The sequence below is a fragment of the Phycicoccus sp. M110.8 genome, from assembly GCF_032464895.1.
In the GTDB taxonomy this organism is placed as follows: domain Bacteria; phylum Actinomycetota; class Actinomycetes; order Actinomycetales; family Dermatophilaceae; genus Pedococcus.
Map to the genome: position 1 here is coordinate 80,249 of NZ_JAWDIC010000004.1, position 24,305 is coordinate 104,553.

Annotated in this window: 24 protein-coding genes; 15 read left to right on the forward strand and 9 right to left on the reverse strand. The window is 73.6% G+C overall.

Annotated features, from left to right (window positions below; genetic code table 11):
* Positions 1-12: 12 nt before the first annotated feature.
* The gene (locus RKE38_RS15760; protein WP_316008421.1) at positions 13-1,815 is read right to left on the reverse strand and encodes an AMP-dependent synthetase/ligase; all 1,803 of its coding nucleotides are present in this window, start codon (positions 1,813-1,815) and stop codon (positions 13-15) included.
* 155 nt (positions 1,816-1,970) lie between these two features.
* Here RKE38_RS15760 and RKE38_RS15765 point away from each other — a divergent pair, with 155 nt between their 5' ends.
* From RKE38_RS15765 to RKE38_RS15790, 6 genes are read left to right on the forward strand one after another with little or no spacing between them, the layout of a single operon-like run.
* Positions 1,971-2,321, forward strand: coding sequence for a hypothetical protein (locus RKE38_RS15765; protein WP_316008422.1), 351 nt, complete (start codon positions 1,971-1,973; stop codon positions 2,319-2,321).
* A 10-nt stretch (positions 2,322-2,331) separates the two neighbouring features.
* Positions 2,332-2,778 (forward strand): SRPBCC family protein, encoded by a 447-nt coding sequence (locus RKE38_RS15770; protein ID WP_316008423.1) that lies wholly within the window; start codon positions 2,332-2,334, stop codon positions 2,776-2,778.
* A gap of 17 nt (positions 2,779-2,795) precedes the next feature.
* The gene (locus tag RKE38_RS15775) at positions 2,796-4,010 is read left to right on the forward strand and encodes an ArsA family ATPase (RefSeq protein ID WP_316008424.1); all 1,215 of its coding nucleotides are present in this window, start codon (positions 2,796-2,798) and stop codon (positions 4,008-4,010) included.
* Positions 4,003-4,575: a hypothetical protein gene (locus tag RKE38_RS15780; protein ID WP_316008425.1), complete on the forward strand. Its 573-nt coding sequence runs from the start codon at positions 4,003-4,005 to the stop codon at positions 4,573-4,575. The genes RKE38_RS15775 and RKE38_RS15780 overlap by 8 nt, the downstream gene beginning before the upstream one ends.
* Positions 4,572-5,543, forward strand: a complete 972-nt coding sequence (locus tag RKE38_RS15785) for an ROK family glucokinase (RefSeq protein ID WP_316008426.1) — start codon at positions 4,572-4,574, stop codon at positions 5,541-5,543. Before RKE38_RS15780 ends, RKE38_RS15785 begins: the two co-directional genes overlap by 4 nt.
* A 5-nt stretch (positions 5,544-5,548) precedes the next feature.
* Complete coding sequence (locus tag RKE38_RS15790) at positions 5,549-6,232, forward strand: endonuclease/exonuclease/phosphatase family protein (protein ID WP_316008905.1); 684 nt, start codon at positions 5,549-5,551, stop codon at positions 6,230-6,232.
* Positions 6,233-6,242: 10 nt separating this feature from the next.
* Here RKE38_RS15790 and RKE38_RS15795 read toward each other — a convergent pair whose 3' ends face one another.
* On the reverse strand, positions 6,243-7,052 hold the full coding sequence (locus tag RKE38_RS15795; protein ID WP_316008427.1) for a hypothetical protein: 810 nt from the start codon (positions 7,050-7,052) through the stop codon (positions 6,243-6,245).
* 120 nt (positions 7,053-7,172) lie between these two features.
* Positions 7,173-7,745, reverse strand: a complete 573-nt coding sequence (locus RKE38_RS15800) for a hypothetical protein (protein ID WP_316008428.1) — start codon at positions 7,743-7,745, stop codon at positions 7,173-7,175.
* Positions 7,746-7,926: 181 nt separating this feature from the next.
* Between RKE38_RS15800 and RKE38_RS15805 the strand changes: the two genes are divergently transcribed.
* From RKE38_RS15805 to RKE38_RS15825, 5 genes are all read left to right on the forward strand, one after another.
* Entirely contained in the window at positions 7,927-8,865 is a 939-nt protein-coding gene (locus tag RKE38_RS15805; protein WP_316008429.1) for a lysophospholipid acyltransferase family protein, read from the forward strand.
* Between the two features lie 13 nt (positions 8,866-8,878).
* Positions 8,879-10,054: a MacS family sensor histidine kinase gene (gene macS, locus RKE38_RS15810; protein WP_316008430.1), complete on the forward strand. Its 1,176-nt coding sequence runs from the start codon at positions 8,879-8,881 to the stop codon at positions 10,052-10,054.
* Positions 10,051-10,755, forward strand: coding sequence for a response regulator transcription factor (locus RKE38_RS15815; RefSeq protein ID WP_316008431.1), 705 nt, complete (start codon positions 10,051-10,053; stop codon positions 10,753-10,755). Before macS ends, RKE38_RS15815 begins: the two co-directional genes overlap by 4 nt.
* A 129-nt stretch (positions 10,756-10,884) precedes the next feature.
* Positions 10,885-12,234, forward strand: a complete 1,350-nt coding sequence (locus RKE38_RS15820) for a class II 3-deoxy-7-phosphoheptulonate synthase (protein ID WP_316008432.1) — start codon at positions 10,885-10,887, stop codon at positions 12,232-12,234.
* A 103-nt stretch (positions 12,235-12,337) separates the two neighbouring features.
* Positions 12,338-13,399: a GntG family PLP-dependent aldolase gene (locus tag RKE38_RS15825; RefSeq protein ID WP_316008433.1), complete on the forward strand. Its 1,062-nt coding sequence runs from the start codon at positions 12,338-12,340 to the stop codon at positions 13,397-13,399.
* A gap of 540 nt (positions 13,400-13,939) precedes the next feature.
* Here the strand turns inward: RKE38_RS15825 and RKE38_RS15830 are convergent.
* The 3 genes from RKE38_RS15830 to RKE38_RS15840 all read right to left on the reverse strand — a co-directional run bounded on the left by RKE38_RS15830 (position 13,940) and on the right by RKE38_RS15840 (position 18,371).
* Positions 13,940-14,908: a DMT family transporter gene (locus tag RKE38_RS15830; RefSeq protein WP_316008434.1), complete on the reverse strand. Its 969-nt coding sequence runs from the start codon at positions 14,906-14,908 to the stop codon at positions 13,940-13,942.
* Between the two features lie 42 nt (positions 14,909-14,950).
* Complete coding sequence (pknB, locus tag RKE38_RS15835) at positions 14,951-16,960, reverse strand: Stk1 family PASTA domain-containing Ser/Thr kinase (RefSeq protein ID WP_316008435.1); 2,010 nt, start codon at positions 16,958-16,960, stop codon at positions 14,951-14,953.
* A 91-nt stretch (positions 16,961-17,051) separates the two neighbouring features.
* Positions 17,052-18,371: a LysM peptidoglycan-binding domain-containing protein gene (locus RKE38_RS15840; RefSeq protein WP_316008436.1), complete on the reverse strand. Its 1,320-nt coding sequence runs from the start codon at positions 18,369-18,371 to the stop codon at positions 17,052-17,054.
* Positions 18,372-18,539: 168 nt separating this feature from the next.
* Between RKE38_RS15840 and RKE38_RS15845 the strand changes: the two genes are divergently transcribed.
* Positions 18,540-18,944 (forward strand): Rv2175c family DNA-binding protein, encoded by a 405-nt coding sequence (locus RKE38_RS15845; RefSeq protein WP_316008437.1) that lies wholly within the window; start codon positions 18,540-18,542, stop codon positions 18,942-18,944.
* A gap of 9 nt (positions 18,945-18,953) precedes the next feature.
* Here the strand turns inward: RKE38_RS15845 and RKE38_RS15850 are convergent, their stop codons facing one another.
* The gene (locus tag RKE38_RS15850) at positions 18,954-20,042 is read right to left on the reverse strand and encodes a polyprenyl synthetase family protein (protein ID WP_316008438.1); all 1,089 of its coding nucleotides are present in this window, start codon (positions 20,040-20,042) and stop codon (positions 18,954-18,956) included.
* Between the two features lie 89 nt (positions 20,043-20,131).
* Here RKE38_RS15850 and metF point away from each other — a divergent pair, with 89 nt between their 5' ends.
* Complete coding sequence (gene metF / locus RKE38_RS15855; protein WP_316008439.1) at positions 20,132-21,043, forward strand: methylenetetrahydrofolate reductase [NAD(P)H]; 912 nt, start codon at positions 20,132-20,134, stop codon at positions 21,041-21,043.
* 165 nt (positions 21,044-21,208) lie between these two features.
* On the opposite strand, the gene RKE38_RS15860 is transcribed toward metF, so the two are convergent.
* Positions 21,209-22,441 (reverse strand): MFS transporter, encoded by a 1,233-nt coding sequence (locus RKE38_RS15860; RefSeq protein ID WP_316008440.1) that lies wholly within the window; start codon positions 22,439-22,441, stop codon positions 21,209-21,211.
* Between the two features lie 189 nt (positions 22,442-22,630).
* On the opposite strand from RKE38_RS15860, the gene RKE38_RS15865 reads away from it, so the two are divergent.
* Positions 22,631-22,969: a helix-turn-helix domain-containing protein gene (locus RKE38_RS15865; RefSeq protein ID WP_316008441.1), complete on the forward strand. Its 339-nt coding sequence runs from the start codon at positions 22,631-22,633 to the stop codon at positions 22,967-22,969.
* A 9-nt stretch (positions 22,970-22,978) separates the two neighbouring features.
* Here RKE38_RS15865 and RKE38_RS15870 read toward each other — a convergent pair whose 3' ends face one another.
* Positions 22,979-23,791 (reverse strand): HAD-IIA family hydrolase, encoded by an 813-nt coding sequence (locus RKE38_RS15870; protein ID WP_316008442.1) that lies wholly within the window; start codon positions 23,789-23,791, stop codon positions 22,979-22,981.
* A 117-nt stretch (positions 23,792-23,908) separates the two neighbouring features.
* Here RKE38_RS15870 and RKE38_RS15875 point away from each other — a divergent pair, with 117 nt between their 5' ends.
* Positions 23,909-24,298 (forward strand): VOC family protein, encoded by a 390-nt coding sequence (locus tag RKE38_RS15875; protein ID WP_316008443.1) that lies wholly within the window; start codon positions 23,909-23,911, stop codon positions 24,296-24,298.
* Positions 24,299-24,305: the final 7 nt, after the last annotated feature.

Below are 24,305 nucleotides of genomic sequence, written 5' to 3' on the forward strand. Positions count from 1 at the left end.
GGGGTCCACCGCTCACTTCGCGGGGGCCCCTGCGTACAGCCCCTCGACCTGGTCCTGGAAGTCGCGCATCACGATGTTGCGCTTGAGCTTCAGGCTCGGCGTGAGGTAGCCGTTCTCCTCGGTGAAGTCGCCCTCGAGCACGGCGAACTTGCGGATCGACTCGGCCTTGGAGACCGACTTGTTGGCGTCGTCGACGGCCTTCTGCAGCTCGGCCAGGACGACCTCGTTGCTGCCCGCCTGGGAGAACGGGACGCCGTCGATGCCGTTGTTCTTCGCCCAGGTCGGGTACATCTCCTCGTCGAGGGTGATCAGCGCCGCGATGAACGGCTTCTGGTCGCCGACGACGATGCACTGCGACACCAGCGGGTGCGCCCGCAGCCGGTCCTCGAGCCCCGCGGGGGCGACGTTCTTGCCGCCGGCGGTGACGAGCAGCTCCTTCTTGCGCCCGGTGATCTTGAGGTAGCCGTCCTCGTCGAGCTCGCCGATGTCGCCGGTGTGGAACCAGCCGTCGCGGACCGCGTCCGAGGTCGCGTCGTCGTTGTTGTGGTAGCCGGCGAAGACGTTGTTGCCGCGGATGAGGATCTCGCCGTCGTCGGCGATGCGGATCCCGACGCCGGGCAGTGGTGCGCCGACCGTGCCGATCTTGACGCGGTCGGGCACGTTGACGGTGGCCGGTGCGGTCGTCTCGGTCAGGCCGTAGCCCTCGAGCACGGTGACCCCGATGCCACGGAAGAAGTGGCCGAGCCGGGTGCCGAGCGGCGCCCCGCCGGACACGGCATACATGACCTGCCCACCCATCGCCGCCCGGAGCTTGGAGTAGACGAGCCGGTCGAACAGCGCGTGCCGCACCCGCAGGCCGATCCCGGCGCCCCCGGTGTCCTGCGCGCTCGACCACGCGATCGCGGTGTCGGCCGCGGTGGCGAAGATCTTGCCCTTGCCCTCGGAGGTCGCCTTGGCCTCGGCCGAGTTGTAGATCTTCTCGAAGACGCGAGGCACCGACAGGATGAACGTCGGCTTGAACGCGGCGAAGTCGTCGAGCAGGTTCTTGATGTCGGCGCTGTGGCCCATCTTCGCCTCACCGGCGACGCACAGGACCTGGATGAAGCGCGCGAACACGTGGGCCAGCGGCAGGAAGAGCAGCGTCGACGCGCCCTCGGCCTGCACGACCGCCTTGAGCTTGGTGATGGCGTTGTCGGCCAGGGCCAGGAAGTTGTCGTGGGTGAGCTGGACGCCCTTGGGGCGGCCGGTGGTGCCCGAGGTGTAGATGATCGTCGCGGTGCTGCTGCGGTCGATGCCGGCCGTGGCCGCCGCGAGGTCCTCGTCGCTGACGGAGGCGCCCGCTGCGGTGAGCTCGTCGATGGCGCCGGCGTCGATCTGCCACACGTGCTCCACGCTGCCCAGCTGGTCGCGGACCTCGTCGAGCCCCGCCTCGTGCGCGGGCGTCTCGAGCATGATCGCCTTCGCGCCCGAGTCCGACAGGATCCACGCCACCTGCTCCGCCGAGGAGGTCTCGTAGATCGGCACCGTGACCGCACCCGCGGTCCAGATCGCGAAGTCGGTCAGGGTCCACTCGTACCGGGTCTTGCTCATGATGGCGACCCGGTCGCCGGGGCGGATGCCGGCGGCCACGAGGCCCTTGGCCAGGGCGCGCACGTCCTCGTTGAACTGCCGTGCCGTCACGTCGACCCAGCGGCCGTCCTCCTTGCGCGCGAAGGCGACGGCGGAGGGGTTGGACGCGGCGTTGCGCGCGGGAAGGTCGGCGAGGCTGCCCTCGGTCGTCGGGGGGACGAGCGGGGGCGCGACGTGTTCCTGCACGGAGTCTCCTTTGACGGCTCGACCGGTGGGATCGCCGTGGCACCCACGGTGGTGTCGGCGCGGCACCGGTCCTCGTGCGGTCAGACTACCGACCGGTAGGGCCCTGCGGGGAGGTGCGTCCGGACCGGGGGAGTGACGTGCGGAACACTGGTCCCATGCGCGAGCGTCGCGTCGACGTCGTCGACGACACGTACATCCGGGCCGCGCCGGAGCGGGTCCGCACCCGCCTGGACGACGAGGCCTGGTGCGACCGCGTCTGGCCGCACCTCGTCCGGACGCTGCAGCGCGACCGCGGGGTCAAGGGGGTCCGCTGGACCGTCGCCGGACAGGTGGTCGGGGAGATGGAGGTCTGGATCGAGCCGTGGTGGGACGGCGCCGTCGTGCACCACTACCTGCGGGGCACGACCGGCCCTCGCGCACCCCGCGACGTGGCCACCCGGCACACCCTCCGGTGGAAGGTCGCGGTGCACGCGCTGAAGGACTCGCTCGAAGGGACTTCGGGGTAGCCTTCCGCGCATGGCCGACCGCACGGAGTCCAGCATCGACATCGCCGCCAAGCCCGGCGAGGTCCTCGACGTCATCGCGGACTTCGAGAGCTACCCGCAGTGGGCCACCGAGGTCAAGAAGGTCGAGGTCCTCACCGAGGAGGGTGACGGCTGGGCCGACCAGGTCCGCTTCACCCTCGACGCCGGCGCGATCAAGGACACCTACGTCCTCGACTACGAGTGGGACGTCACCCGCAACGGCACCGGCGTGGTGTCCTGGGGCCTGGTCGAGGCATCGGTGCTGAAGGCCATGAACGGCTCGTACACCCTGGCGGCCAAGGGGTCTGCCGGCACGACCGTCACCTACCGACTGGCGGTCGACGTCAAGATCCCGATGCTCGGGATGCTCAAGCGCAAGGCGGAGAAGGTCATCATCGACACCGCGCTCAAGGAGCTCAAGAAGCGCGTCGAGGGCTGAGGCCCGGTCGCGGCACGATGCGCGTTCTCCTCTTCACCGGCAAGGGCGGTGTCGGCAAGACCACGACGGCTGCCGCCACCGCGGTCCGCGCCGCCCGGTCCGGGGTCAAGACGCTGGTCATGTCGACCGATGCGGCGCACTCCCTCGGCGACGCGCTCGAGGTCGACCTGGGCGCCCGTCCCGGCGAGCCGGTCGAGGTCGAGCCCGGCCTCTTCGCCCTGCAGGTCAGCCCGCCGCACCTGCTCGGGCCGTCGTGGCGGGTGGTCCAGGACTACCTGCTCAGCGTCCTGGGGACCGTCGGCGTGGACCCGGTGGTGGCCGAGGAGCTGACCCGCCTCCCCGGGGCCGAGGAGATCGCCGCCCTGCTCGAGCTGCGCGCCCAGGTCGAGTCCGGACCGTGGGACCTCGTGGTCGTGGACTGCGCCCCCACGGCCGAGACCCTGCGGCTGCTGGCGCTGCCGGAGGCGCTGGCCTGGCACCTCGAGCGGCTGCTCCCCGCCCAGCGCGGCCTCATCCGCACCCTGCGTCCGGCCGCCGCCGCCGCGGCCGGCGTCCCGCTGCCGGACCCGGCCGTCGTCGAGGCCGTGACGGGGTGGCACCGGCAGATGCGGCAGGTCCACCGGCTCCTCACGGGGGACCAGACGTCCGTCCGGCTCGTCCTGACGCCCGAGCGCGTGGTGATCGCCGAGTCCCGCCGGACCTGGACGTCGTTGTCCCTCTACGGGTTCGTCGTGGACGCGGTCGTGGTCAACCGCGTCTTCCCCGATGCCGTCGCCGACGCGGGCCGGCGGACGCCTGACCCGTGGCGGGCGGGGTGGAACACCTCGCAGCAGCAGGGGCTGGAGGAGGTGCGCGACTCCTTCGCCGGGTTGGCGCTGCACGTGACGCCGTACCTGCCGGCCGAGCCCATCGGCGCGGACGCGCTGGCCGGTCTGGCGGCCGAGCAGGACGGCGGTCCCGACGAGCTCCTCGCTCCCGTCGCGCACCGCGGCATGGCGGTCGACCGCGACGGCGACGGCTTCCTGCTCACGCTGCCCCTGCCCGGTGCCCACGCGGCCGACCTCGTCCTGCAGCGCCGCGGCGACGAGCTGCTCGTGACGCTGGGGGAGCACCGGCGCGTGCTGACCCTGCCCGCGGCTCTGCAACGATGCGTGGTCGAGCGCGCCGCCGTCCGCGAGGGCAGGCTGGCGGTGCGGTTCGTCCCCGACGAGGAGGTGTGGCCGCGTGGTTGACCAGGAGCGAGCGCCCGTGGGCTCGGTCGCGGAGGAGGCCGCGCGCCTGCTCGACGCCCTGGGTGGCTGGGCCGCGAGCAGCGGGTATGCCGCCGGCGCCTCGTCGCGCGGCAGCGCTCAGGACACCGGGCACCCGACCGCTGACGACGCCCGTGGCGGCGCTGGCCCGCACGCCTCGGACGCACATGGCGCGGCAAACGCCCACGGCGACACCCGTGGCGGGACGCGCGGGAGCACGGGGTCGACGTCCGGCGGCGACGGCCACTGCGAGCACTGCGGCGCCGAGGCGGGCACGGGCCGGGCGGTGGTCTGCCGGCTGTGCCCCGTCTGCCAGGGGATCGGGCTGCTCCGCTCGGTCCGCCCGGAGACCGTGGACCGGCTCGCCGACCTCGCGGGTGCGCTCGCCGACACCCTGCGCGACCTCGCCGACCACCGGCGCGCCAGCCCGGCATCGGCCGGTGAGGCTCCCCCCGGGGCGACGCCCGCCGACCACGCGGGCGCCCGGCACACCCGGTCGCGGGTGCAGGACATCGCGGTCGAGGACGAGACGACGGCCACCTCGTGAGCCTCGCGATCGGCATCGACATCGGCGGCACCAAGGTCGCCGGCGGCCTCGTCACGGCTGAGGGGGTGGTGGTGGGCCGCGCCCGCCGCGACACCCCGCACCGCTCGAAGAGCCCGGCCGTGGTCGAGGACACCATCGTCGAAGTCGTCGACGAGCTGCTGGCAGCCGCCGACGACGAGGTGGTGGGCGTCGGCATCGGGGCCGCGGGCTTCGTCGCGGCCGACCGCGCGACCGTCGTCTTCGCGCCCCACCTGTCCTGGCGGGACGAGCCGCTGCAGGCCAACCTGCAGCGCCGGGTGCCCGTGCCGATCAGCGTCGACAACGACGCCAACGCCGCCGTCTGGGCCGAGTGGCGCTTCGGCGCGGCCCGGGGCGAGTCGAACGTCGTCATGGTCAACCTTGGCACCGGGATCGGGGGCGCGCTCCTGCTCGACGGGCACGTGCTGCGTGGGCAGTTCGGGATCGCCGGCGAGTTCGGCCACATGCAGGTCGTCCCCGGCGGCCAGCGCTGCGAGTGCGGCAACAAGGGCTGCTGGGAGCAGTACGCGTCGGGCAACGCCCTGGTCCGCGAGGCCCGCTCGCTCATGACCGCCAACAGCCCCATGGCGACCGACCTGCTGGACCGGGCGGGCGGTGACCCCATGGCGCTGACCGGCCCGATGATCACCGAGGCGGCCCGGGACGGCGACCCCACGGCCACCGAGCTGCTCACCGAGATCGGCCACTGGCTCGGCGTGGGCATCGCCAACCTCGCTGCCGCGTTCGACCCCGGCATGTTCGTCATCGGCGGCGGCGTCAGCGCTGCGGGGGACCTGCTGCTCGAGCCCGCGACGACGATGTTCCGGCGCAGCCTGACCGGTCGTGGCTACCGGCCCCTCGCGCAGATCGTCCTCGCCCAGCTGGGCAACGAGGCAGGGCTCATCGGCGCTGCCGACCTGGCCCGGGACGGCGCGGGGACTGCGGCGTGAGCGCGATGCGCGTCGCGTCCTACAACCTCAAGGACTTCACCCTCGACCGGCACGCGGCGGCCCGTGTCATCCGGGCGATCGACCCCGACGTCCTGTGCCTCCAGGAGGTGCCGCGCCGCCTGTTCTCGTCGTGGCGGGTGTCGGCTTTCGCGGCCGAGTGCGGGATGTGCTGGTCCGGCCGGCACCGTGGCAGCGGCGGGACGACGATCTTCACCTCGCTGCGCGTGCAGGTGTCCGAGTCGCGCCACCACCGGTTGCGGGTGGCGGCACTGCAGCGCACCCGCGGTTATGCCGTGGCGCGGGTCGGGCCCGCCGGTTCGCAGCCGCTGGTGGTGGCCTCGGTGCACCTCTCGCTCGACGCGGCCGAGCGCGACCGGCACGCGGCGCAGATCCTGCAGACGGTCGCGGCAGGCGACCCGGTGCTGCTCGCCGGGGACCTCAACGAGGGGGAGAGCGGCCGGGCGTGGCAGCGCTTCGCCGCCGGGCTCCGGCTGGTGTCGCCCACGACGCCGACCTACCCGGCGCCGGCGCCCCGGCGGCTGCTCGACGTCGTGTTCGCCTCACCGGAGCTGACGGTGCTGCCGCACCGCGACGTGCCGCTGCCCGAGGCGGACCTGCTGGCGGCGAGCGACCACCGCCCGGTGTGGGTCGACCTGGACCTCGACCCGGCGGCCGCCGCGCGCCCCTGAGAGAGCGCGGTCAGCCGGTGGTGCGTCCGACCCAGACAGTGGGGCCCCTCGTGTCGATGTCCGGGCCGTCCACCACCTCGACGCGGGGGGCGTAGCGCCGCACGGCTGCGACCAGCTCGGAGCGCTGCCCGTCGTCGAGCGCCTTGGCCAGCGGTTGGTAGGGCAGGCGAAGCGCGGCATCTGCAGTGCCGCTGGTCGTCGCGGCCTGGAGCATCGCCAGCACGTCGGGGCGGGTGCGCCGCAGCTCGTCCAGCGCCCGGGGATCCAGCGACGAGAGGTCGACCGCGCCCGGGGCGAGTGGCCGCAGTCCCGCTGGCTCGGGCAGCGGCGGGGTGACGACCGGTGCCTGGGCAGGTCCCGCATCCTCGAGGACCAGCGCGATGGCCGGCCGCCTCGACGGGCCGTATGCCGCGCGCCCGGAGGGCTCAAGGGCCCAGCAGACGACGAGCCGGCTGACCGCCGACCAGGGGACGACCTGTGCCCGTCTCTCGCCCGGACCCATGCCTAGACCACTCAGGTAGATGCCGCCCGGACCGGCTGCCAGCTGCGGCACCGACGCCGCGCGCAGGCCCTGGCGGGCGGCGAGACCCGCGCCCGCGGCGATCAGCCCGCCGATGACGAAGCCGGCGAGCGACAGGTGCACGAGGGCGACGACTGCCAGGACGCCCGCGAAGCACGCACCGATCGCAGGGACGGCGACCCCGACCGCAGCACTGCCCCGAGGCATCTCGAGGACGTAGGCCGTAGGGTCGCCCGCCGTGGCCTCACCCGGGGCGGCGCCCACCCCGGTCTGGTCGGAGGTGATGCTGATCCGCGGCATACGTCCTCCCCTGCAGGTGTCGTCGGTCGGCGGCAACCTAGTGACGCAGCCGGCACCACGGGGGACGAACGGGGCAGGTCGGTACGAACGGGTGAGGACCGTTACGGCGGCGGGCCGCGGTCAGACGCGGGCGCCGTTGTCCGGGTCGTCCTCGTCGCGCGAGTGCGGCTGGCGCAGCACCAGCAGGACGAAGCCGCCGACCATGAGCCCGAGCGCGCCCAGGGTCCACCACAGCCCCATGTCCTGGTCGAACAGGACGATCCACAGCAGCAGGAGCGGGCCGGCGACGAGCCCGACGATGATGCCCCAGAACTGCAGGTCCTCCTGCGGCGGCAGCGGCGCCACCGGGCCGGGCTCGAAGTGCTCCTCCTCGTCAAGCGCGGTGAGCTCGTCGGGGTCGGGGTCGGGGTCGTCGGCCTCGGCGGGCTCGACGCCGCGCCAGACCACGAAGGGGCGGATCGGCGGCGGGTTGGTCGGGTTGCCCTCGGGGTGCAGCGGCGGGTTGACCGTCGACCCCTGCGCGGGGCGCTCGGGTGCCACGTGGTCTGGCGAGGGTCGGTCGACCGCGGGCCGGTCGACGGCGGGCCGGTCGGGGGTGGGCCGGTCGACCGCGGGGCGGTCCGGCACCACGGCGACGTCGTCCCAGTGCGCGATGATGTCCGCGAACTGCGCGTCCACGTCCTTGTCGCCCATGGGCCCCTCTGCTTCCGACCGGGGACCGTGCGCACTGCGACCGTTCCCACCGACGCGACAACGATACGTGGCGCCCGGCCCGGAGGCGAGGGCCGTCCGCCCGGCGAATGCGGCGGATCCCGACGGGCAGCGGCGCACACCACTGGTGTCGTAGAGTTCCTCGCGTCACAGGAGGTATGGGGTGTTCTACTGGGTTCTCAAGACGGTCGTGCTTGGGCCGCTGCTCAAGCTGCTGTTCCGGCCGTGGGTCGAGGGCGAGGAGAACATCCCCGACGAGGGGGCCGCGATCTTCGCGAGCAACCACCTCTCCTTCTCCGACTCGATCTTCCTGCCGCTCATGGTCCCGCGGCGGATGACGTTCCTCGCCAAGTCCGACTACTTCACCGGCCGCGGCATCAAGGGCCGCCTCACCGCGGCGTTCTTCAAGGGCGTGGGCCAGCTGCCCATCGACCGCTCCGGCGGCCGCGCGGGTGAGGCGGCGCTGCGCCAGGGCCTGAAGGTGCTGCGGCGCGGCGAGCTGCTCGGCATCTACCCCGAGGGCACCCGCAGCCCCGACGGCCGGCTCTACCGCGGTCGCACCGGCGTGGCCCGCATGGCCCTGGAGGCCGGCGTCCCGGTCCTGCCGGTCGCGATGATCGGCACGGACAAGGCCCAGCCCACGGGCAAGAAGGTACCCAAGCTCATGCGGATCGGCATCAAGATCGGCAAGCCGCTGGACTTCTCACGCTACGAGGGCATGGAGGACGACCGGTTCGTCCTGCGCTCGGTCACCGACGAGATCATGTACGAGCTCATGCTGCTGTCCGGCCAGGAGTACGTCGACATGTACGCCACGTCGATGAAGGACCGGATCCTCGCCGCCGCCAAGACCAAGGCCCGCGAGATCCAGGAGGCCGCCCTGCCGGGTGCCGCGGCTAAGGAGCTCGAGGAGGCGCTCGCCGCCGGCGAGGAGTCCTCGACCCGGGCGGCGAGCCGCGCCGTGGACGACGCCGCCGCCGACATCGACGAGCGCACCGCGAGCGAGGGCCGACCCGCCGCGGACGGCGACACCGGGCGGAGCGACGACGAGCGCCCGGGTGGCGAGTCCGGCAGCGGCTCCGTCGACCGCGCTGCGTCCTGACGCGGGTCCCGGCGTGCTCTCCGTGCCGGCACGCCGGTCGGCGGTGCTCGACCCGTCCTCCCAGCCGGAGGTCGTGTCGGCGTTCTGGAAGGGCATCGACGTCTTCCGCCCGATCGCGCTGCTCTACGCCGCGTACTCGCTCTGGGACCGGCCCACCGACCTGACCCGCCCCGCCCTGGCCTGGTCGGTCCTGGCCGTGCTGGGGGCGTGGACCGTGTTCCTCGTCTTCTTTCGTCGTCGCCGCCTGTGGCTGGTGCTCGTCGAGCTGGCGCTGGGGGCAGGCGCGATCCTGGCCACCCGCCTGGTCGACACCGACGCCGCCATCGAGGCAGGCGCCCGCACCCTGCCGACGTTCTGGCCCGCCGCGGGAGTCGTGTCCGCGGCCGTCCTCCTCGGGCGGCGCGGCGGCATACCCGCTGCCGTGTTCATCGGCGTCGTCGACGTCGTGGAGGTGCGGCAGGCCACGCCCAACACGGTCAACAACATCGTGCTGCTGCTGCTCATCGGCGCCCTCATCGGGTACGCCTGCGACCTGGCCCGCGAGGGCCACGCCAAGCTGCGCGAGGCGCTCGTCCTCGAGGCGCGCGTGCGCGAGCGCGAGCGGCTCGCGCGCACCGTCCACGACGGCGTCCTGCAGACCCTCGCCTTCATCAACCGGCGGGGCGGCGAGCTGGGCGAGCAGTCGGCCGTGCTCGGCGCCATGGCCGCCGAGCAGGAGCGCATCCTGCGCGCCCTGGTGAGCGGCACGAGCCCGGAGGACACCGAGGCCGCCGTGACCGGCGACACCGACCTGCGCCAGTCGCTCGCCCGGTACGCCGGTGGCCGCGTGCAGCTCGTCGCCCCTGCCGACCCCGTCCCCGTGCCGCCGAGGGTCGCCGGCGAGCTGACCGCCGCTGTGGGCGCAGCGCTGGACAACGTGCGCCAGCACGCGGGCGAGGACGCCCAGGCCTGGGTGCTGCTCGAGGACGCCGGCGACGACGTCGTCATCACGGTGCGCGACAACGGCGTGGGTATGCCGTCCGGGCGGCTCGAGCAGGCCGCGGCAGCCGGGCGGCTGGGCGCGTCCTCGAGCATCCGCGGCAGGCTGGCGGACCTCGGGGGAGAAGCGAGGTACTCGGGCCGCGAGGGCTCCGGGGTGACGGTCGAGATGCGCGCGCCGAGGAGCGGCGCGCCGGAGGGAGATCGATGAGCGAGCAGGACACCGCGGCGGCGGGCACGGGGGCTTCTGGTGTGGCTGCGCCGGTCACGGTGGTCGTGGCGGACGACCACCCGCTGTGGCGCGACGCCGTGGCGGCGGACCTGTCCGATGCCGGCTACTTGGTGGTTGCCACCGCGGACGACGGGCCGTCGGCGGTCAACCGGACCAAGGCGACGCGGCCGCGGGTGCTCGTCCTGGACCTCAACCTGCCGGGACTGCGGGGCCACGAGGTCTGCCAGGCGCTCGGCGCGCTGGAGACGCGGGTGCTCGTGCTCTCGGCCAGCGGCGAGCAGCAGGACGTGCTCGAGGCGGTGAAGGCCGGGGCCACCGGTTACCTCGTGAAGTCGGCCACGCGCGAGCAGATCGTCTCGGCGGTCGGCGCGACCGCGCGCGGCGAGGCGGTGTTCACCCCCGGGCTCGCCGGGCTGGTGCTGGGGGAGTTCCGCAAGATGTCCACCCAGCCCTCGGTCGACCCCTCCCGGCCGATCCCCGAGCTCACCGAGCGCGAGACCGAGGTGCTGCGGCTCGTCGCGACCGGCATGTCGTCCAAGGAGATCGCGGCCGAGCTGTTCATCAGCCACCGCACCGTGCAGAACCACGTGCAGAACACGCTCGGGAAGCTGCAGCTGCACAACCGGGTCGAGCTCGCCCGGTTCGCGATCGCCAAGGGGCTCGACACCCCCGAGGCGTAGCCCGAGGCCGCCCACGCCGGGGTCCGCCGGCCGGGTGCTCCGCAGCTCCTGAGGGCCGGTGGCCGGGGTCGGGTGACCGCGATGCGGGCTGCGGGACGGGCCGGTCCGGCGCGCACCTATCCTTGACGGGTGAGCACTGCCCAGCACGACGCCCTCGCCAGCCTCGCGGCCGGCGCCGCCCTCCCGGCGGCGCAGCAGCCCGAGTGGCCCGACCCGTTGGCGCTCGCCGACGCGGTCGCGACCCTCGCGTCCTACCCGCCCCTGGTGTTCGCGGGGGAGTGCGACGTGCTCAAGAGCCGCATGGCGGCCGCCGCCCGTGGCGAGGCGTTCGTGCTCCAGGGCGGCGACTGCGCCGAGACCTTCGCGGCCGCAACCGCGGACAACATCCGCGACCGGGTCAAGACGATCCTGCAGATGGCCGCGGTCCTCACCTACGGCGCCAGCGTCCCCGTGGTCAAGATCGGCCGCATGGCCGGCCAGTACGCGAAGCCGCGCAGCAGCGGCAGCGAGACGCGTGAGGGCGTCACGCTCCCGGCATACCGCGGCGACATGGTCAACGACTTCGAGTTCACGCCCGAGGCACGCATCCCCGACCCGCAGCGGCTGGTCCGCGCGTACCACGCGAGCTCGGCCACGCTGAACCTCGTCCGAGCATTCACCCAGGGTGGCTTCGCCGACCTGCGGCACGTCCACGACTGGAACAAGGGCTTCGTCTCCAACTCGGCCAACAGCCGCTACGAGCGCCTGGCCAAGGACATCGACAAGGCGATGAAGTTCATGTCGGCCTGTGGCGCGGACTTCGACGCGATGCGCACGACCGAGTTCTTCTCCGCCCACGAGGCGCTGCTGCTCGACTACGAGCGCCCGCTGACCCGCGTCGACAGCCGCACGGGCGAGCTGTACGACACCAGCGGCCACTTCATCTGGGTGGGGGAGCGCACCCGCGACCTCGACGGCGCGCACGTCGACTTCGTCTCCAAGGTGCTCAACCCGATCGGCGTGAAGCTGTCGGCCAAGGCCGAGATCGACGACGTGCTGCGCCTCATCGACAAGGTCGACCCCGACCGCGAGCCGGGCCGCCTGACGTTCATCACGCGGATGGGCGCGCGGACGGTCCGCGAGGCGCTGCCGACGCTCGTCGAGAAGATCACCGCCAGCGGTGCCCAGGTCACCTGGATCTGCGACCCCATGCACGGCAACACCTTCGAGTCCTCCAGCGGCTACAAGACGCGCGACTTCGAGGACGTGGTGGAGGAGGTGCGCGGGTTCTTCGAGGTGCACCAGGGCCTTGGGACGGTGCCCGGCGGCATCCACGTCGAGCTCACGGGCAACGACGTCACCGAGTGCATCGGTGGCGCGGAGAAGATCCTCGACGCCGACCTGTCCCAGCGCTACGAGACCGTGTGCGACCCGCGCCTGAACCACCAGCAGAGCCTGGAGCTGGCGTTCCTCACCGCGGAGATGCTCTCCAAGAGCTGACCGGGCGTGTGCCGTCCGGGTTGTCGTGCGCCCGGGGCCGCGGCGCGCGTTGCGGCGGTGACCGGGCCGTCCGGGTCGGTGGGGCACCTCCTAGGCTGCTCGCATGCCCGATGCCCCCCAGGTCGACCTGCTCTCCGACACCCTCACCAAGCCGACCGACGCCATGCGCGCGGCGATGGCCGCCGCGCCCGTCGGTGACGACGTGTTCGGCGAGGACCCCACCGTCCGCGAGCTCGAGCAGCGGGTGGCCGGGATGCTGGGCCACGAGGACGGCCTGTTCACCCCGTCGGGGTCGATGGCCAACCAGCTCGGCATCCGGTTGCACGTCGCGCCGGGCCAGGAGCTCGTCGCCGACTCGCTCGCGCACGTGCTGCGGGCCGAGATGGGTGCCGCCGCGGTGCTCTCGGGCATCTCGTCGCGGTCCTGGATGGCGCAGCACGGGGAGCTCGACGCGGCACAGCCGTTGGCGCTGATGATCCCCGACGGCGGGGCGTACCAGGTCAACACCCGGCTCGTCGTCGTGGAGAACACGCACAACTTCGGCGGGGGCACGGTGCAGCCGCTGGACCAGGTGCAGGCCCTGCGCGAGGGCACGCAGGCGCGCGGCGTCGCGATGCACCTCGACGGCGCCCGGCTCTGGAACGCGCACGTCGCGACCGGCACCCCTCTCGACACCTGGGGCGGGCTGTTCGACACCGTGAGCGTGTGCCTGTCCAAGGGGCTCGGCGCCCCGGTCGGGTCGGTGCTCGTCGGGTCGGCGGCGCACATGCAGGAGGCCCGCATCTGGCGCAAGCGCTTCGGCGGTGGCATGCGCCAGGTCGGCATCCTCGCGGCCGCTGGGCTGCACGCGCTCGAGCACCACGTGCAGCGGCTGGCGGACGACCACGGCCGGGCCCGGCGGTTCGCCGAGGCGGCGGCGCAGGCGCGCCCCGGCTCGGTCGACCCGGCTCGGGTCCAGACCAACATCGTGGTGCTCGACGTGTCCGGTGCCGGCTGGACGGCGGCCGGTTTCGTGGAGGCGGCGGCGGCGCGCGGGGTGCGGATCTACCCGGTGAGCCCCACGGCGGTCCGCCTCGTGTGGCACCTCGACGTCGACGACGCCGGGACCACGCTCGCCGTCGACGCGCTCGCACCGCTGCTCGAGCAGGGGCCGCCGGCCGCCTGAGGGTGCCGCCCGGGAAGCGGACCTGCACCACGTGCACTGTGCGTTGCCCCGGAGGCTGGGGCAGGGCATACGACCGCCCTGACCTGCGCTGGTCCGTGCCGATCCGTACCGAGCGCGCGGACTGTGCGTTGCCCCGGAGGCTGGGGCAGCGCATATGACCGCCGCCTGGACGCGGGGGTGAGGGGCGGGCGCGCTCACTGTGCGTTGCCCCGAGGGCTGGGGCAGCGCATACGACCGCCGCTCGGACACGCGGGTGAAGGGCGGGCGCGCTCACTGTGCGTTGCCCCGGAGGCTGGGGCAGCGCATGTGACCGCCGCCCGGACGCACGGGGGTGAGGGGCGGGCGCGCGGACTTTGCGTTGCCCCGGAGGCTGGGGCAGCGCATACGACCGCCCTGACCTGGGCTGGTCCGTGCCGATCCGTGCCGAGTGCGTTCACTGTGCGTTGCCCCGGGCGGCGGGGCAACGCACAGCACCGCGAACGGGTTCGGCCCCGGACTGCGGCCTGGGGGCCGGCGCGTTGCCGAGCGGAGCCCTCGCCCTCACACCTCGTGGTGGAGCAGCTCGGCCGGTGGGTCCTGCTCAGCGGTGGCGCCCGGGGTGCGACGGCCGAGCAGCTCGACGACGTACATCGCGGCCAGCACGAGGCCGCCGCCGAGGAGCATCCGCGCCGTGAGCGACTCGCCACCGAACAGCACGGCGAAGAACGCCGCGAAGACCGGCTCCATGGTCATGACGATCGCGGCGCGGGCCGCAGGCAGGTGCGACTGGGCCCACGTCTGCGCCCACAGGGCGACGGCACCGGCGACCAGAGCCATGTAGAGCAGCGACGTCCACTGGCCCCCGGTCGACGGCAGCGTGATGCCACCCGGGAGCGCGGCGATGGTCGCCACGACCGCGATGACGAACGCCTGCACCGTGGCCAGGCCGGTCGCCGCGGCGGCGGTCGAGTACCGGCCGAGGCCCAGGATGTGCAGCGCGTAGAGGACCGCGGAGCCGAGGGTCAGCGCCTCGCCGTAGCCGACCGACAGCCCGCGCAGCGACAGGACGGCCAGGCCGGCCGTCGCCAGGAGGACGGCGAGCCACGTGCTGCCCGGCAGCCGGTCGCGCAGCAGCACCGCCCCCAGCACCGGGGTGAGCACGACGTAGGTCCCCGTGACGAACCCGGACACCGACGCGTCGGTGTGCTCCAGCCCCACGGTCTGCAGCAGCTGCGCCAGGCCGTACAGCACGCCGAGGCCGAGACCGACCACCAGCTCGCGGCGGCGCAGGGCGAGCACCTGCCGCCGGAACACCACCGCCATGACGACCGCCGCGATGGCGAACCGCACGGCGAGGAAGTCCGCCGACGGCACGTGGGCGACCAGGTCGCGGATGAGGAAGAACGTCGAGCCCCAGACAGCCGTCACGGAGACCAGCAGCAGGGTCGCGAGCCGGGTCGCGGGCAGCCGCGTGCGCGAGGCGGCGGACGGCGTGCTGGGGGACAGGGCAGGGCCTTCGGGTGGCGACATCGGGGCTGGTTCTGGGCGGGGACGGGTCGGCGGAGGGCCCGGTCAGACGATGACGAGGGTGACGACGCTGCCCTTGGGGGCCTTGCCGCCACCGGCGGGGCTCTGGCTGCGGACGGTGCCGAAGACGCCGCCCATGAACCGGTCCTTCTGCACCTTGAACCCGGCGTCGGTGAGGATCTTCTCGGCCTCCGCCTCCTGCTTGCCCTGCACGTCCGGCACCGGGACCATCTCCGGGCCCTTGGAGACCACGAGCTTGACCGAGTCACCGCGGTAGAGCGTCCCGCCCGCCGGCGTCTGGGAGATCACGCTGCCCTTGGCGACGTCGGTGCTGAACTCCTGCTGGGTCGCGTCGACCTGCAGGCCCTTGCCGGTGAGGTCGTTGACCGCCTGGTCAGCGGGCTTGCCGGTCCAGTCAGTCACCGCGATCGGCTGGCGTCCCTTGCTCACGACGAGCGCGACGTCGGCACCCCGCTTGAGCTCCGTGCCGGCCTTGGGGTCGACACTGATGACCAGCCCCGGCGCGACGGTCTCGCTGAACGCCTCGGTCGTGGAGCCGACAGCCAGCTTGGCCGCGGCGATCTGGTCCGTCGCCTCGGCCTTGGACTTCCCCGCGACGTCGGGCACGGCATACCGCTCGGGCCCACGGGAGACCGTCACGGTGACGTCGGTGCCGCGGGACACCTCCGTCCCGGCGCCGGGATCGGTCGACATGACGACGCCCTTGGGCACGCTCTCGTCGAACTGGTCCTCGCGCTTCGGCGTGAGGTGCGCCCGCTCGAGCGCGGTGGCGGCCTTGGCGTACGCGAGGTTGGTCGTCCGCGGCACGACGGTGGGGGAGCCCGGCCCGGCGAGGAACCACCACAGGCTGAGGCCCGCCACCACGAGCACGGCGAGCGCGATCGCGATCCAGCGCCACGGCAGGCCGCCGCGCCGGCCGTCGTCGCCCACCACGCGCCCCTCGAGCGCACCACGGCGCCGCGGGGCCAGCTCGGCCCCGGGCGGCACGGTCGGCGTGTGGTCGATGGGCAGCGCCACCGGGGGCACGCGGCGGCGGGCGGGCGCCGCGCCGTCGTCCACCTGCTCGGTCGACTCCGCCCCGTCGGCCCCGACGGGCAGGGCGCTCGTGCGCTCCACGGCCACCGTGCTGGCACCGCCGGCGAGTGACGCGGGACCCTCCGGGCGCCGGTCGAGCTCGGCCGGGGTGAGCATCGCGCGCGACGCCCGCACCTGGGTGAGGAAGTCAGCGGCGTCCGACGGGCGCTGGTCGGGGTCCCGGGACGTCGCCAGCGCCACCAGGGAGTCGAGTTCCTGCGGCACCGACGGAACCCGCGACGACGGGGCCGGGATCGAGCCGTGGACGTGCTGGTACGCGATGTGGATCGGGGTGTCGCCCGTGAACGCCTTGGTCCCGGTCAGCATCTCGAACAGGATCAGCCCGGCGGCGTACACGTCGCTGCGGGCGTCGGCGATGCCCCGTTCGACCTGCTCGGGGGACAGGTAGGCGACCGTCCCGAGGAGCACGCCCGTCTGCGAGGTGACGGTGTGCGCGGAGACGGCCCGGGCCAGGCCGAAGTCGGCGACCTTCACGGTGCCGTCGTCCTCGCGCAGGATGACGTTCTCGGGCTTGACGTCGCGGTGGATGATGCCGGCCCGGTGCGCGGCCCCGAGGGCCTGCAGCACGGGGGCGAGGATGTCCAGGGCGGCTCGCGGAGTGAGCGGCCCCTCGGCGCGCATCACCTCGCGCAGGGTCTGGCCGGGGACGTACTCCATCGCGAGGAACATGAGCCCGTCGTCCTCGCCCTGGTCGAAGACGGCCACGACGTTGGGGTGGGACAGGCGGGCTGCGGAGCGCGCCTCGCGCCGGAAGCGGGTGACGAACGCCTCGTCCTGGGCGAGGTCGGCACGCAGCACCTTGAGGGCCACGTCACGGTCCAGGCGGGTGTCCAGCGCCAGGTAGACCGACGCCATCCCGCCGTCGGCGATGTGCGACTGGACGCGGTAGCGCCCGTCGAGCACACGGCCGAGGAGGGACTCGGTCACACCGGAAGACACCCGCAAAGTGTAGGAGACCGGACGGGTCATCCCGTGCAGGCAGGTCCGGGGCGGACAGCCGGGGACCGCCGGCAGGGCTGTGCGCGGGGGCTCACATGCGGCCGCGGTGCGACTTCACGGCCTTCACGTAGGACTTGGTGTCCGCGTACATGCCGTTCTTCTGCACTGACGCCAGCCCCTGGTAGTACCCGGCGATCGCCTGGTCGGTGTTCGAGGCCGAGCGGGTCAGCGAGCGCAGGATCGCGACACCGGCGGTGATGTTGTCCTGGGTGTTGAGCAGGTTGAGCCGGCGCCCCACCATCTGCGAGGCCCACTCGCCCGACGAGGGGATCACCTGCATGACGCCGATCGCGTTGGCGACCGAGACCTGCCGCTGGTTCCAGCCCGACTCCTGCCACGCGACGGCGAGGGCCAGCGTGGGGTCGACGCCGTGGCGCCGTGCCGTCGCGACGATCATCGCCCGGGTCTGGGTGCGGCTCGGGACGGAGCGCGCGGCCAGTGCCTCCCGGTTGCGGTTCGCCGCACTGACCGTGGCCTGCGGGTAGGTGCGACCCGCGAAGGTGTTGGTGCTCGGGCTGACCGGCTTGGCGGTCGAGGGCACGCGCAGCTTCTGGCCGACGTGGATCACCGTGCGGGCCGAGAGGTGGTTCGCCTTGAGCAGCGAGGCCAGCGAGACGCCCTTGCGCGCGGCGATGCCGGAGAGCGTGTCACCCGACACGACGGTGTATGCCGTGGTGCTCGCCCGGCGCGCGGCGCTCGCGGACGTGCCACGCACCCGCAGGTGCTGCCCGGGGTGGATCACGGTGCGGGCCGAGAGCCGGTTGAGCTTGTAGAGCGTGCCCAGCGGCGTCTTCGTCCGCGCGGCGATGGCGCTGAGGGTGTCGCCGGAGCGGACCGTGTAGGTCGCGGTGGTGGGGGCGGAGGCCGCCGGGCGTGCGGTGCTCGCGGCGCCGGCGCCGGGGATGCGGACCTTCTGGCCGATGTGGATCACCGAGCGGGTCGACAGGTGGTTGGCCTTCAGGAGGGCTGCGAGGGAGACGCCCTTGCGGGCGGCGATGCCTGACAGCGTGTCGCCCGATCGCACGACGTAGGTGGCCCGCCGGATCGCCGCGGCCCGGGCAGCAGCGGCCGCCTTGGCGCGGGCGGCCTCGGCGCGGGCCTGGGCAGCCGTCTTCGGCACCGACAGGTGCTGGCCCACCGACAGCCTCGACCCGCCGTCGCGGAGGTGGTTGCGCGCGACCAGGGCGCCCACGGTCGTGCCGGTGCGGTCGGCGATCGAGGACAGGTTGTCACCGCTGCGCACGGTGTAGGTCGTCCAGCCGTGGGGCGCGGGCTTGGCCTTCTGCACGACCGCCGGTGGGGCCGAGACGGCAGCAGGGGGGACGGCGGCCGGGGCGATCACTGGTGGCATGACAGGGGGTGCCTTTCGGGCGGCTCCCGCGGGGCGGGAGGTACGACGGGTGCGGATGGTGTCGGTGTGACGACTGTGGCCCGTGTGACAGTACACCAAACCGGGACAGGGATATCGACTTACATCGATGTAATTTGCATTGTCCGCGACGGCTGGCAGGCTGGCCCCGTGAGCGAGCAGATCCCCGGTCCCGGCGCGGACACCCAGGACGGCGCGGCGACGTCGATCGAGGCCCTCGTCGGGTCCTGGCTGCCCGTCCCGGACGTCGCGGAACGCCTCGGCGTGCCGCTGTCGCAGGTCCGCCGGATGCTCGAGGAGCGCGAGCTGCTCGGGCTGCGGGTGGGGGAGCGGCGGATCCTGCAGGTCCCCGAGGCGTTCCTCGACGAGACCGTGCTGCACTACCTGCGCGGCACGATCACCGTCCTCGCCGACGGCGGGATGGACGACGAGGAGGTCGTGCGTTGGCTGTTCACCGCCGACGACACCCTCGGCCGCGGTGGCACGCCCGTCGACGCCCTGCGTGACGGCTTCAAGACCGAGGTCCGCCGCCGCGCGATGGAGACGGCCTTCTAGGGCGCTGCCTCAGTACTGGCGGCTGGTCGCGCTGTCGATGAGCGCGTCGAGCACGTCCACGGCCTCGTCGGTGAGGCCGGTCGTCGACTTCAGCGCCGAGCGGGCCGAGCCGGCCAGCCGGGTGATGTCGGCCTCGACCGCGTCGACGGCACCGCTGTCGGTGATGACGCGGCGCAGCTCCTCGACCTCGGCGTCGCCCAGGGCCGGGTCGCCCAGGAGGCGGCCGACCAGCGCCCGTCCGGCCTCGTCCGTGCCCTCGAGGGCGTGGGCGACCAGGACCGTGCGCTTGCCCTCGCGCAGGTCGTCCCCGGCGGGCTTGCCCGTGGTCGCGGGGTCGCCGAACACCCCGAGCAGGTCGTCGCGCAGCTGGAACGCGTGCCCCAGGTCGAGGCCGTAGCGCGACAGCGTGGCCAGGTCCTCCGCGCTCGCGCCGCCGGCGGTGGCGCCGATGAGCAGCGGGTGCTCGACGGTGTACTTGGCGGACTTGTAGCGGATGACCCGCTCGGCCCGCTCGATCCGCTCCGGGGTCGGCACGCCCTCCCAGGACCGGGCGGACTCGACGACGTCGAGGAACTGCCCGCCCATGAGCTGGGTGCGCATCCGGTCGAAGACCTCCCGGCCGCGGGACAGGTGCTCGGGCGCCAAGCCCGAGGTGGCGTACAGCTCCTCGGTCCAGTTGAGGCACAGGTTGCCGGCCAGGATCGCGCCGGCGACCCCGAACCGGCCGGCGTCCCCGGCCCACTCCTCGCGCTCGTGGCGGGCGGCGAGGGAGCGGTGCGCCGCCGGCATACCGCGTCGGGTGTCGCTGTCGTCCATGACGTCGTCGTGGATCAGGGCGGCCGCCTGGAAGAACTCCATGGCGGTCGCGACCTGGACGATCGCGTCGGAGTCGGGCTGACCCGTGCCCCGGTAGCCCCAGTAGAGGAAGGCGGCGCGCAGCCGCTTGCCGCCGGTGAGCAGCCGGGCCACGGCGGCGAGCAGCTCCTGGGCGTCGGGGCCGACCTCGGCGAGGACGCCGTCCTGGCGCGCGAGCACGACGTCGACGCAGCGCTGCACGCGTTCGCGCAGTGCGGCGGCATCGAGCGGGCTGGCGACCACGTGCTCCTCCAGATCGTCGGCGGCACAGGGCGTCTCACCCGGTGCTGCACCTGAGCCTACGGCGTGGACGCTCGACTAGTCTCACCGCCATGGCACTCGGGCAACCGTCGCGGCTGGCCCGGCCGGAGTCGCAGACCCGGTCGATCCCCGGCATGCTCGCGCGCACCGAGCCCTCGATCAGCTTCGAGTTCTTCCCGCCCAAGGACGACGCCGGCGAGGAGGTCCTCTGGGACGCCATCCGCCGGCTGGAGTCGGTGCGGCCGCACTTCGTGTCGGTCACCTACGGCGCGGGCGGCACCAGCCAGGACCGCACGGTGCGCGTCACCGGGCGCATCGCCCTCGAGACGACCCTGACGCCGCTGGCCCACCTCACCTGTGTGGGCGCGTCCGTCGCCGCCCTGCGCCAGGTCATCGGGATGTATGCCGCGAGCGGCGTCCGCAACATCCTCGCCCTGCGCGGCGACCCGCCGGGCAACCCGGGAGGGGAGTGGACGCCGCACCCCGAGGGGCTCAACCACGCCACCGACCTCGTCGAGCTCGTCCGCTCGCTCGGGGACTTCACGATCGGGGTGGCAGCCTTCCCGGACGTGCACCCGAGCTCGCCCGACCTCGACCACGACGTCGAGGTGCTCGTGCGCAAGGCCGACGCCGGGGCGTCGTTCGCGATCACGCAGATGGTCTTCGACGCCGAGACCTACCTGCGGCTGCGCGACCGGGTCGCCGAGCGCCGCGACCTGCCCATCACGCCGGGCCTGATGCCCGTGACGAACTTCAAGCAGGTCGCGCGGATGTCCCAGCTCATGGGGACGCCGCTGCCCGCGCCCGTCGTCGAGCGGCTCGAGCGGGTCGCGGGCGACCCGGTCGCCACCCGCGAGGTGGGCGTGCAGATCGCCACCGAGCTCGCCCAGCGGATGCTCGCCGAGGGTGCACCGGGCCTGCACTTCATCACGATGAACCGCTCGACGGCGACCCTCGAGGTGCACCGCAACCTCGGCCTCTGACCCAGCGCGGGGCGCGGGTCCGGTGACGACCGTCCCCCCGGCCGCCCCGGGGCCCGCGCCCCGCCGCCGCAGTCTCCCGACTGCGACGCGACGAGCCTGCCGTGGCTGGCCGGCGCGGGCATCGGTGCGACTACTCAGGTGCCCGGGGGCTCCCGGCCGGGCTGGTCAGTCGCGGGTGCCGAACCGGCGGGTCAGCGCGGCGAGGGCCGAGAGCACGGCGACCACGACGCCGTACACCGTCGCGGTGGTCAGCAGGCCGAGGTGCGGGACCGCGAACCCGGCGGCGACGGCGGGCAGCCCGAACGCCAGGTAGCTCACGACGAAGACCGACGAGAACAGCTCGCCACGCTGGTCCGGCCCCACCGTCGGGGTGATGGAGCGCATGATCCCCAGGAACGACGTCCCGAACCCCGACCCCGCCACCACGGCTGCGAGCAGGAAGCCGACGAGGGAGCCGGCGTGCAGCGCCACCAGGGTCAGCACGGTGCCGACGGCCAGCATGGTCGTGCCGTACAGGGTGGTGCGGCGGGCCCCGGCCCGGCCGCCGATAGCCGAGCTCAGCGCGCCCACGCCGGTGAGGATCGCCACGACGGCGCCCTGCGCGAGGTGCTCGCGACCGCCGAGGAGTGCCACGAGCGGGGCGCCGAGCGACAGGTACAGGCCGCCGGTGGCCCAGCCCGCGAACACCGCAGGGGCGCTGCGCGTGAACGCCGCCCGCGCGGGTGCCGGGATGCCGACGCGGGGGCGCAGCGAGCGCGCCCAGCCGGCGTGCCGAGGCGAGGTCTCCGGCAGGGCGAGGACGGCGAGGGCGAGCAGGACGTATGCCGCGGTGAGCGTGCCGAACACCAGCGGCAGCGCGTCGTGGGCACGGTCGAGCAGGGTGCCGGCGGCGAGTGCGCCGGCGGCCAGGCCGGCGAGCGGGGTGACGCTGTTGAGGGTCGCCGCGAGGCCGGCGCGGTGCTCGGGCTCGAGGTCGACGACGGCCGCGGACAGGGTCGACATGAGCAGTCCTGCGGCGACACCCTGGACGGCGCGGGAGGCCATCAGCGTCGGGACGTCCGTGGCGTGCCAGAAGCCGACCATGCTCGCTGCCAGGACGAGGAAGCCTGCGGCGAGGACGGGCCGGCGGCCGACGTGGTCGGACAGCGAGCCGGTGACCAGGAGCGTCCCGAGCAGGGTGAGGGCGTAGACGCCGAAGATGGTCGTCATCGTGCCGGCCGAGAAGCCGATCCGCGCCTGGAGCACCGGGTAGAACGGGGACGGCGCGCTGGCACCGACCATGAGGGCCACGACCGCCGCCAGGGCCAGGGGGAACCCGGCCGCCCGGCGGGCGCGGGCCGGGTCCAGGGTGCGGGCCCCGGTGGCCGTGGGGGAGTTCGTCGTGCTGGTCGCGCTCATGGGGAATGCCTTCCGGGCCCGGAAACGACGGTTCGAAACTTATCGAACAGTCGGCGACCGCCCGGCATTCCCTGCTGGGTCGCGGGGGTCCTCGGGGCGGCGCCGGTGTCGCGCCCGTTCCCTCCCCGTCGTCACGCCCGTCGTGGCGACCGCCGTCGCCCCCGCGCATGGTTCGAATAGGATCGAACCATGCCAGGGAGCACCGAGCTGCCCCATCCCGACCTTCGGGACGTGGCGCTGACCGACGTCCTGTTCGCCCTCAGCGACCCCTCGCGCCTGCGGATCGTCCGCGACCTCGCCGACGGGCCGCTGGAGATGGCGCAGTGCGGCGCGACCGACCCGGCCCTGCCGAAGTCGACCAAGTCCCACCTCATGAAGGTGCTGCGCGAGGCCGGCGTGGTGCGCAACGAGCCGCACGGCAGGCAGCGGCTGGTGTCGCTGCGCCGGGCCGAGCTGGACGAGGCGTTCCCGGGGCTGCTCGACAGCGTGCTCGCGGCCGACCCCGAGAGGGACCGCCCGCGACGCTAGGCGGCGGGGCTAGGCGGCGGGGCCGGTGAGGGGGCGCAGCTCGCCCACGAGCGGGACGAGGTCGGCGATCGAGTCGACCACCCGGGTCGGCTGGTAGGGGAAGGTGTCGACCTGGTCGGGGGAGGTCGACCCGGTGAGCACCAGGACCGTCCGCAGGCCGGCCTCGAGGCCACTGATGACGTCGGTGTCCATCCGGTCGCCCACCATGACGGTCGACTCGCTGTGCGCGTCGATGCGGTTGAGGGCGCTGCGCATCATGAGCGGGTTCGGCTTGCCGATGTAGTAGGGCTGGCGACCGGTCGCGGCGCTGATGAGGGCCGCCACCGACCCGGTCGCGGGCAGGGTGCCCTGCTGGCTGGGACCGCTGACGTCCGGGTTCGTCGCGATGAACCGCGCGCCGCCCTCGACCAGCCGGATCGCCTTGGTGATGGCCTCGAAGGAGTAGGTGCGGGTCTCGCCGAGCACGACGTAGTCCGGGTCGCGCTCGGTCATCGTGTAGCCGACCTCGTACAGCGCGGTGGTGAGCCCGGCCTCGCCCACGACGAACGCGCTCCCGTGCGGTCGCTGGTCGTCCAGGAACTGGGCGGTCGCGAGCGCGGAGGTCCAGATGGCCTTCTCGGGCACGTCGATCCCGCTGGCCCGCAGCCGGGCGCGCAGGTCCCGCGGGGTGTAGATCGAGTTGTTGGTCAGCACCAGGAAGCGCCGGCCGCTGTCGACGAGCGCCTGGACGAACTCGGCGGCTCCGGGGATGGCGTTCTCCTCGTGCACGAGGACGCCGTCCATGTCGGTGAGCCAGCACTCGACCGGCCGGGGTGAGGTCATGGGCTCATTGTGCCCAGCCCGTCTCACCCTTGTGGCGGAGCGCCACGGGTCGGGCGCGGCGCATGCTGGAGGTGGCCTGCGACCGCCGGGGCCGCAGCCGCACGAGGAGGTCTGCTCATGTCCCTCGCCACGAGCTCGATCGCGACGATGCTGCCCGTCACGGACACCGGTCGCGCCCGGGAGTTCTACGACCGTCTCGGCCTGCCGTTCCAGGGGGCGAACGACGAGGGTAGCCTGCTGTACGGGCTCGCGGGCGGCATGGTGCTCATGCTGCTGCCGCGTGAGGCGGGGACGCAGAACCCGAGCACCGCGCTCAGCTGGGAGGTGCCCGACGTCGCCGCGGAGGTGCGCGACCTCGAGGCGCGCGGGGTCGTGTTCGACGACTACGACCTGCCCGGCCTCACCACGGTGGACCACATCGCGACGACCGGTGCGGAGCGGGCCGCGTGGTTCCGCGACCCGGACGGCAACGTGCTCTGCGTGCACGAGGGTCCGCCCCCGGCCTGACCGCTGT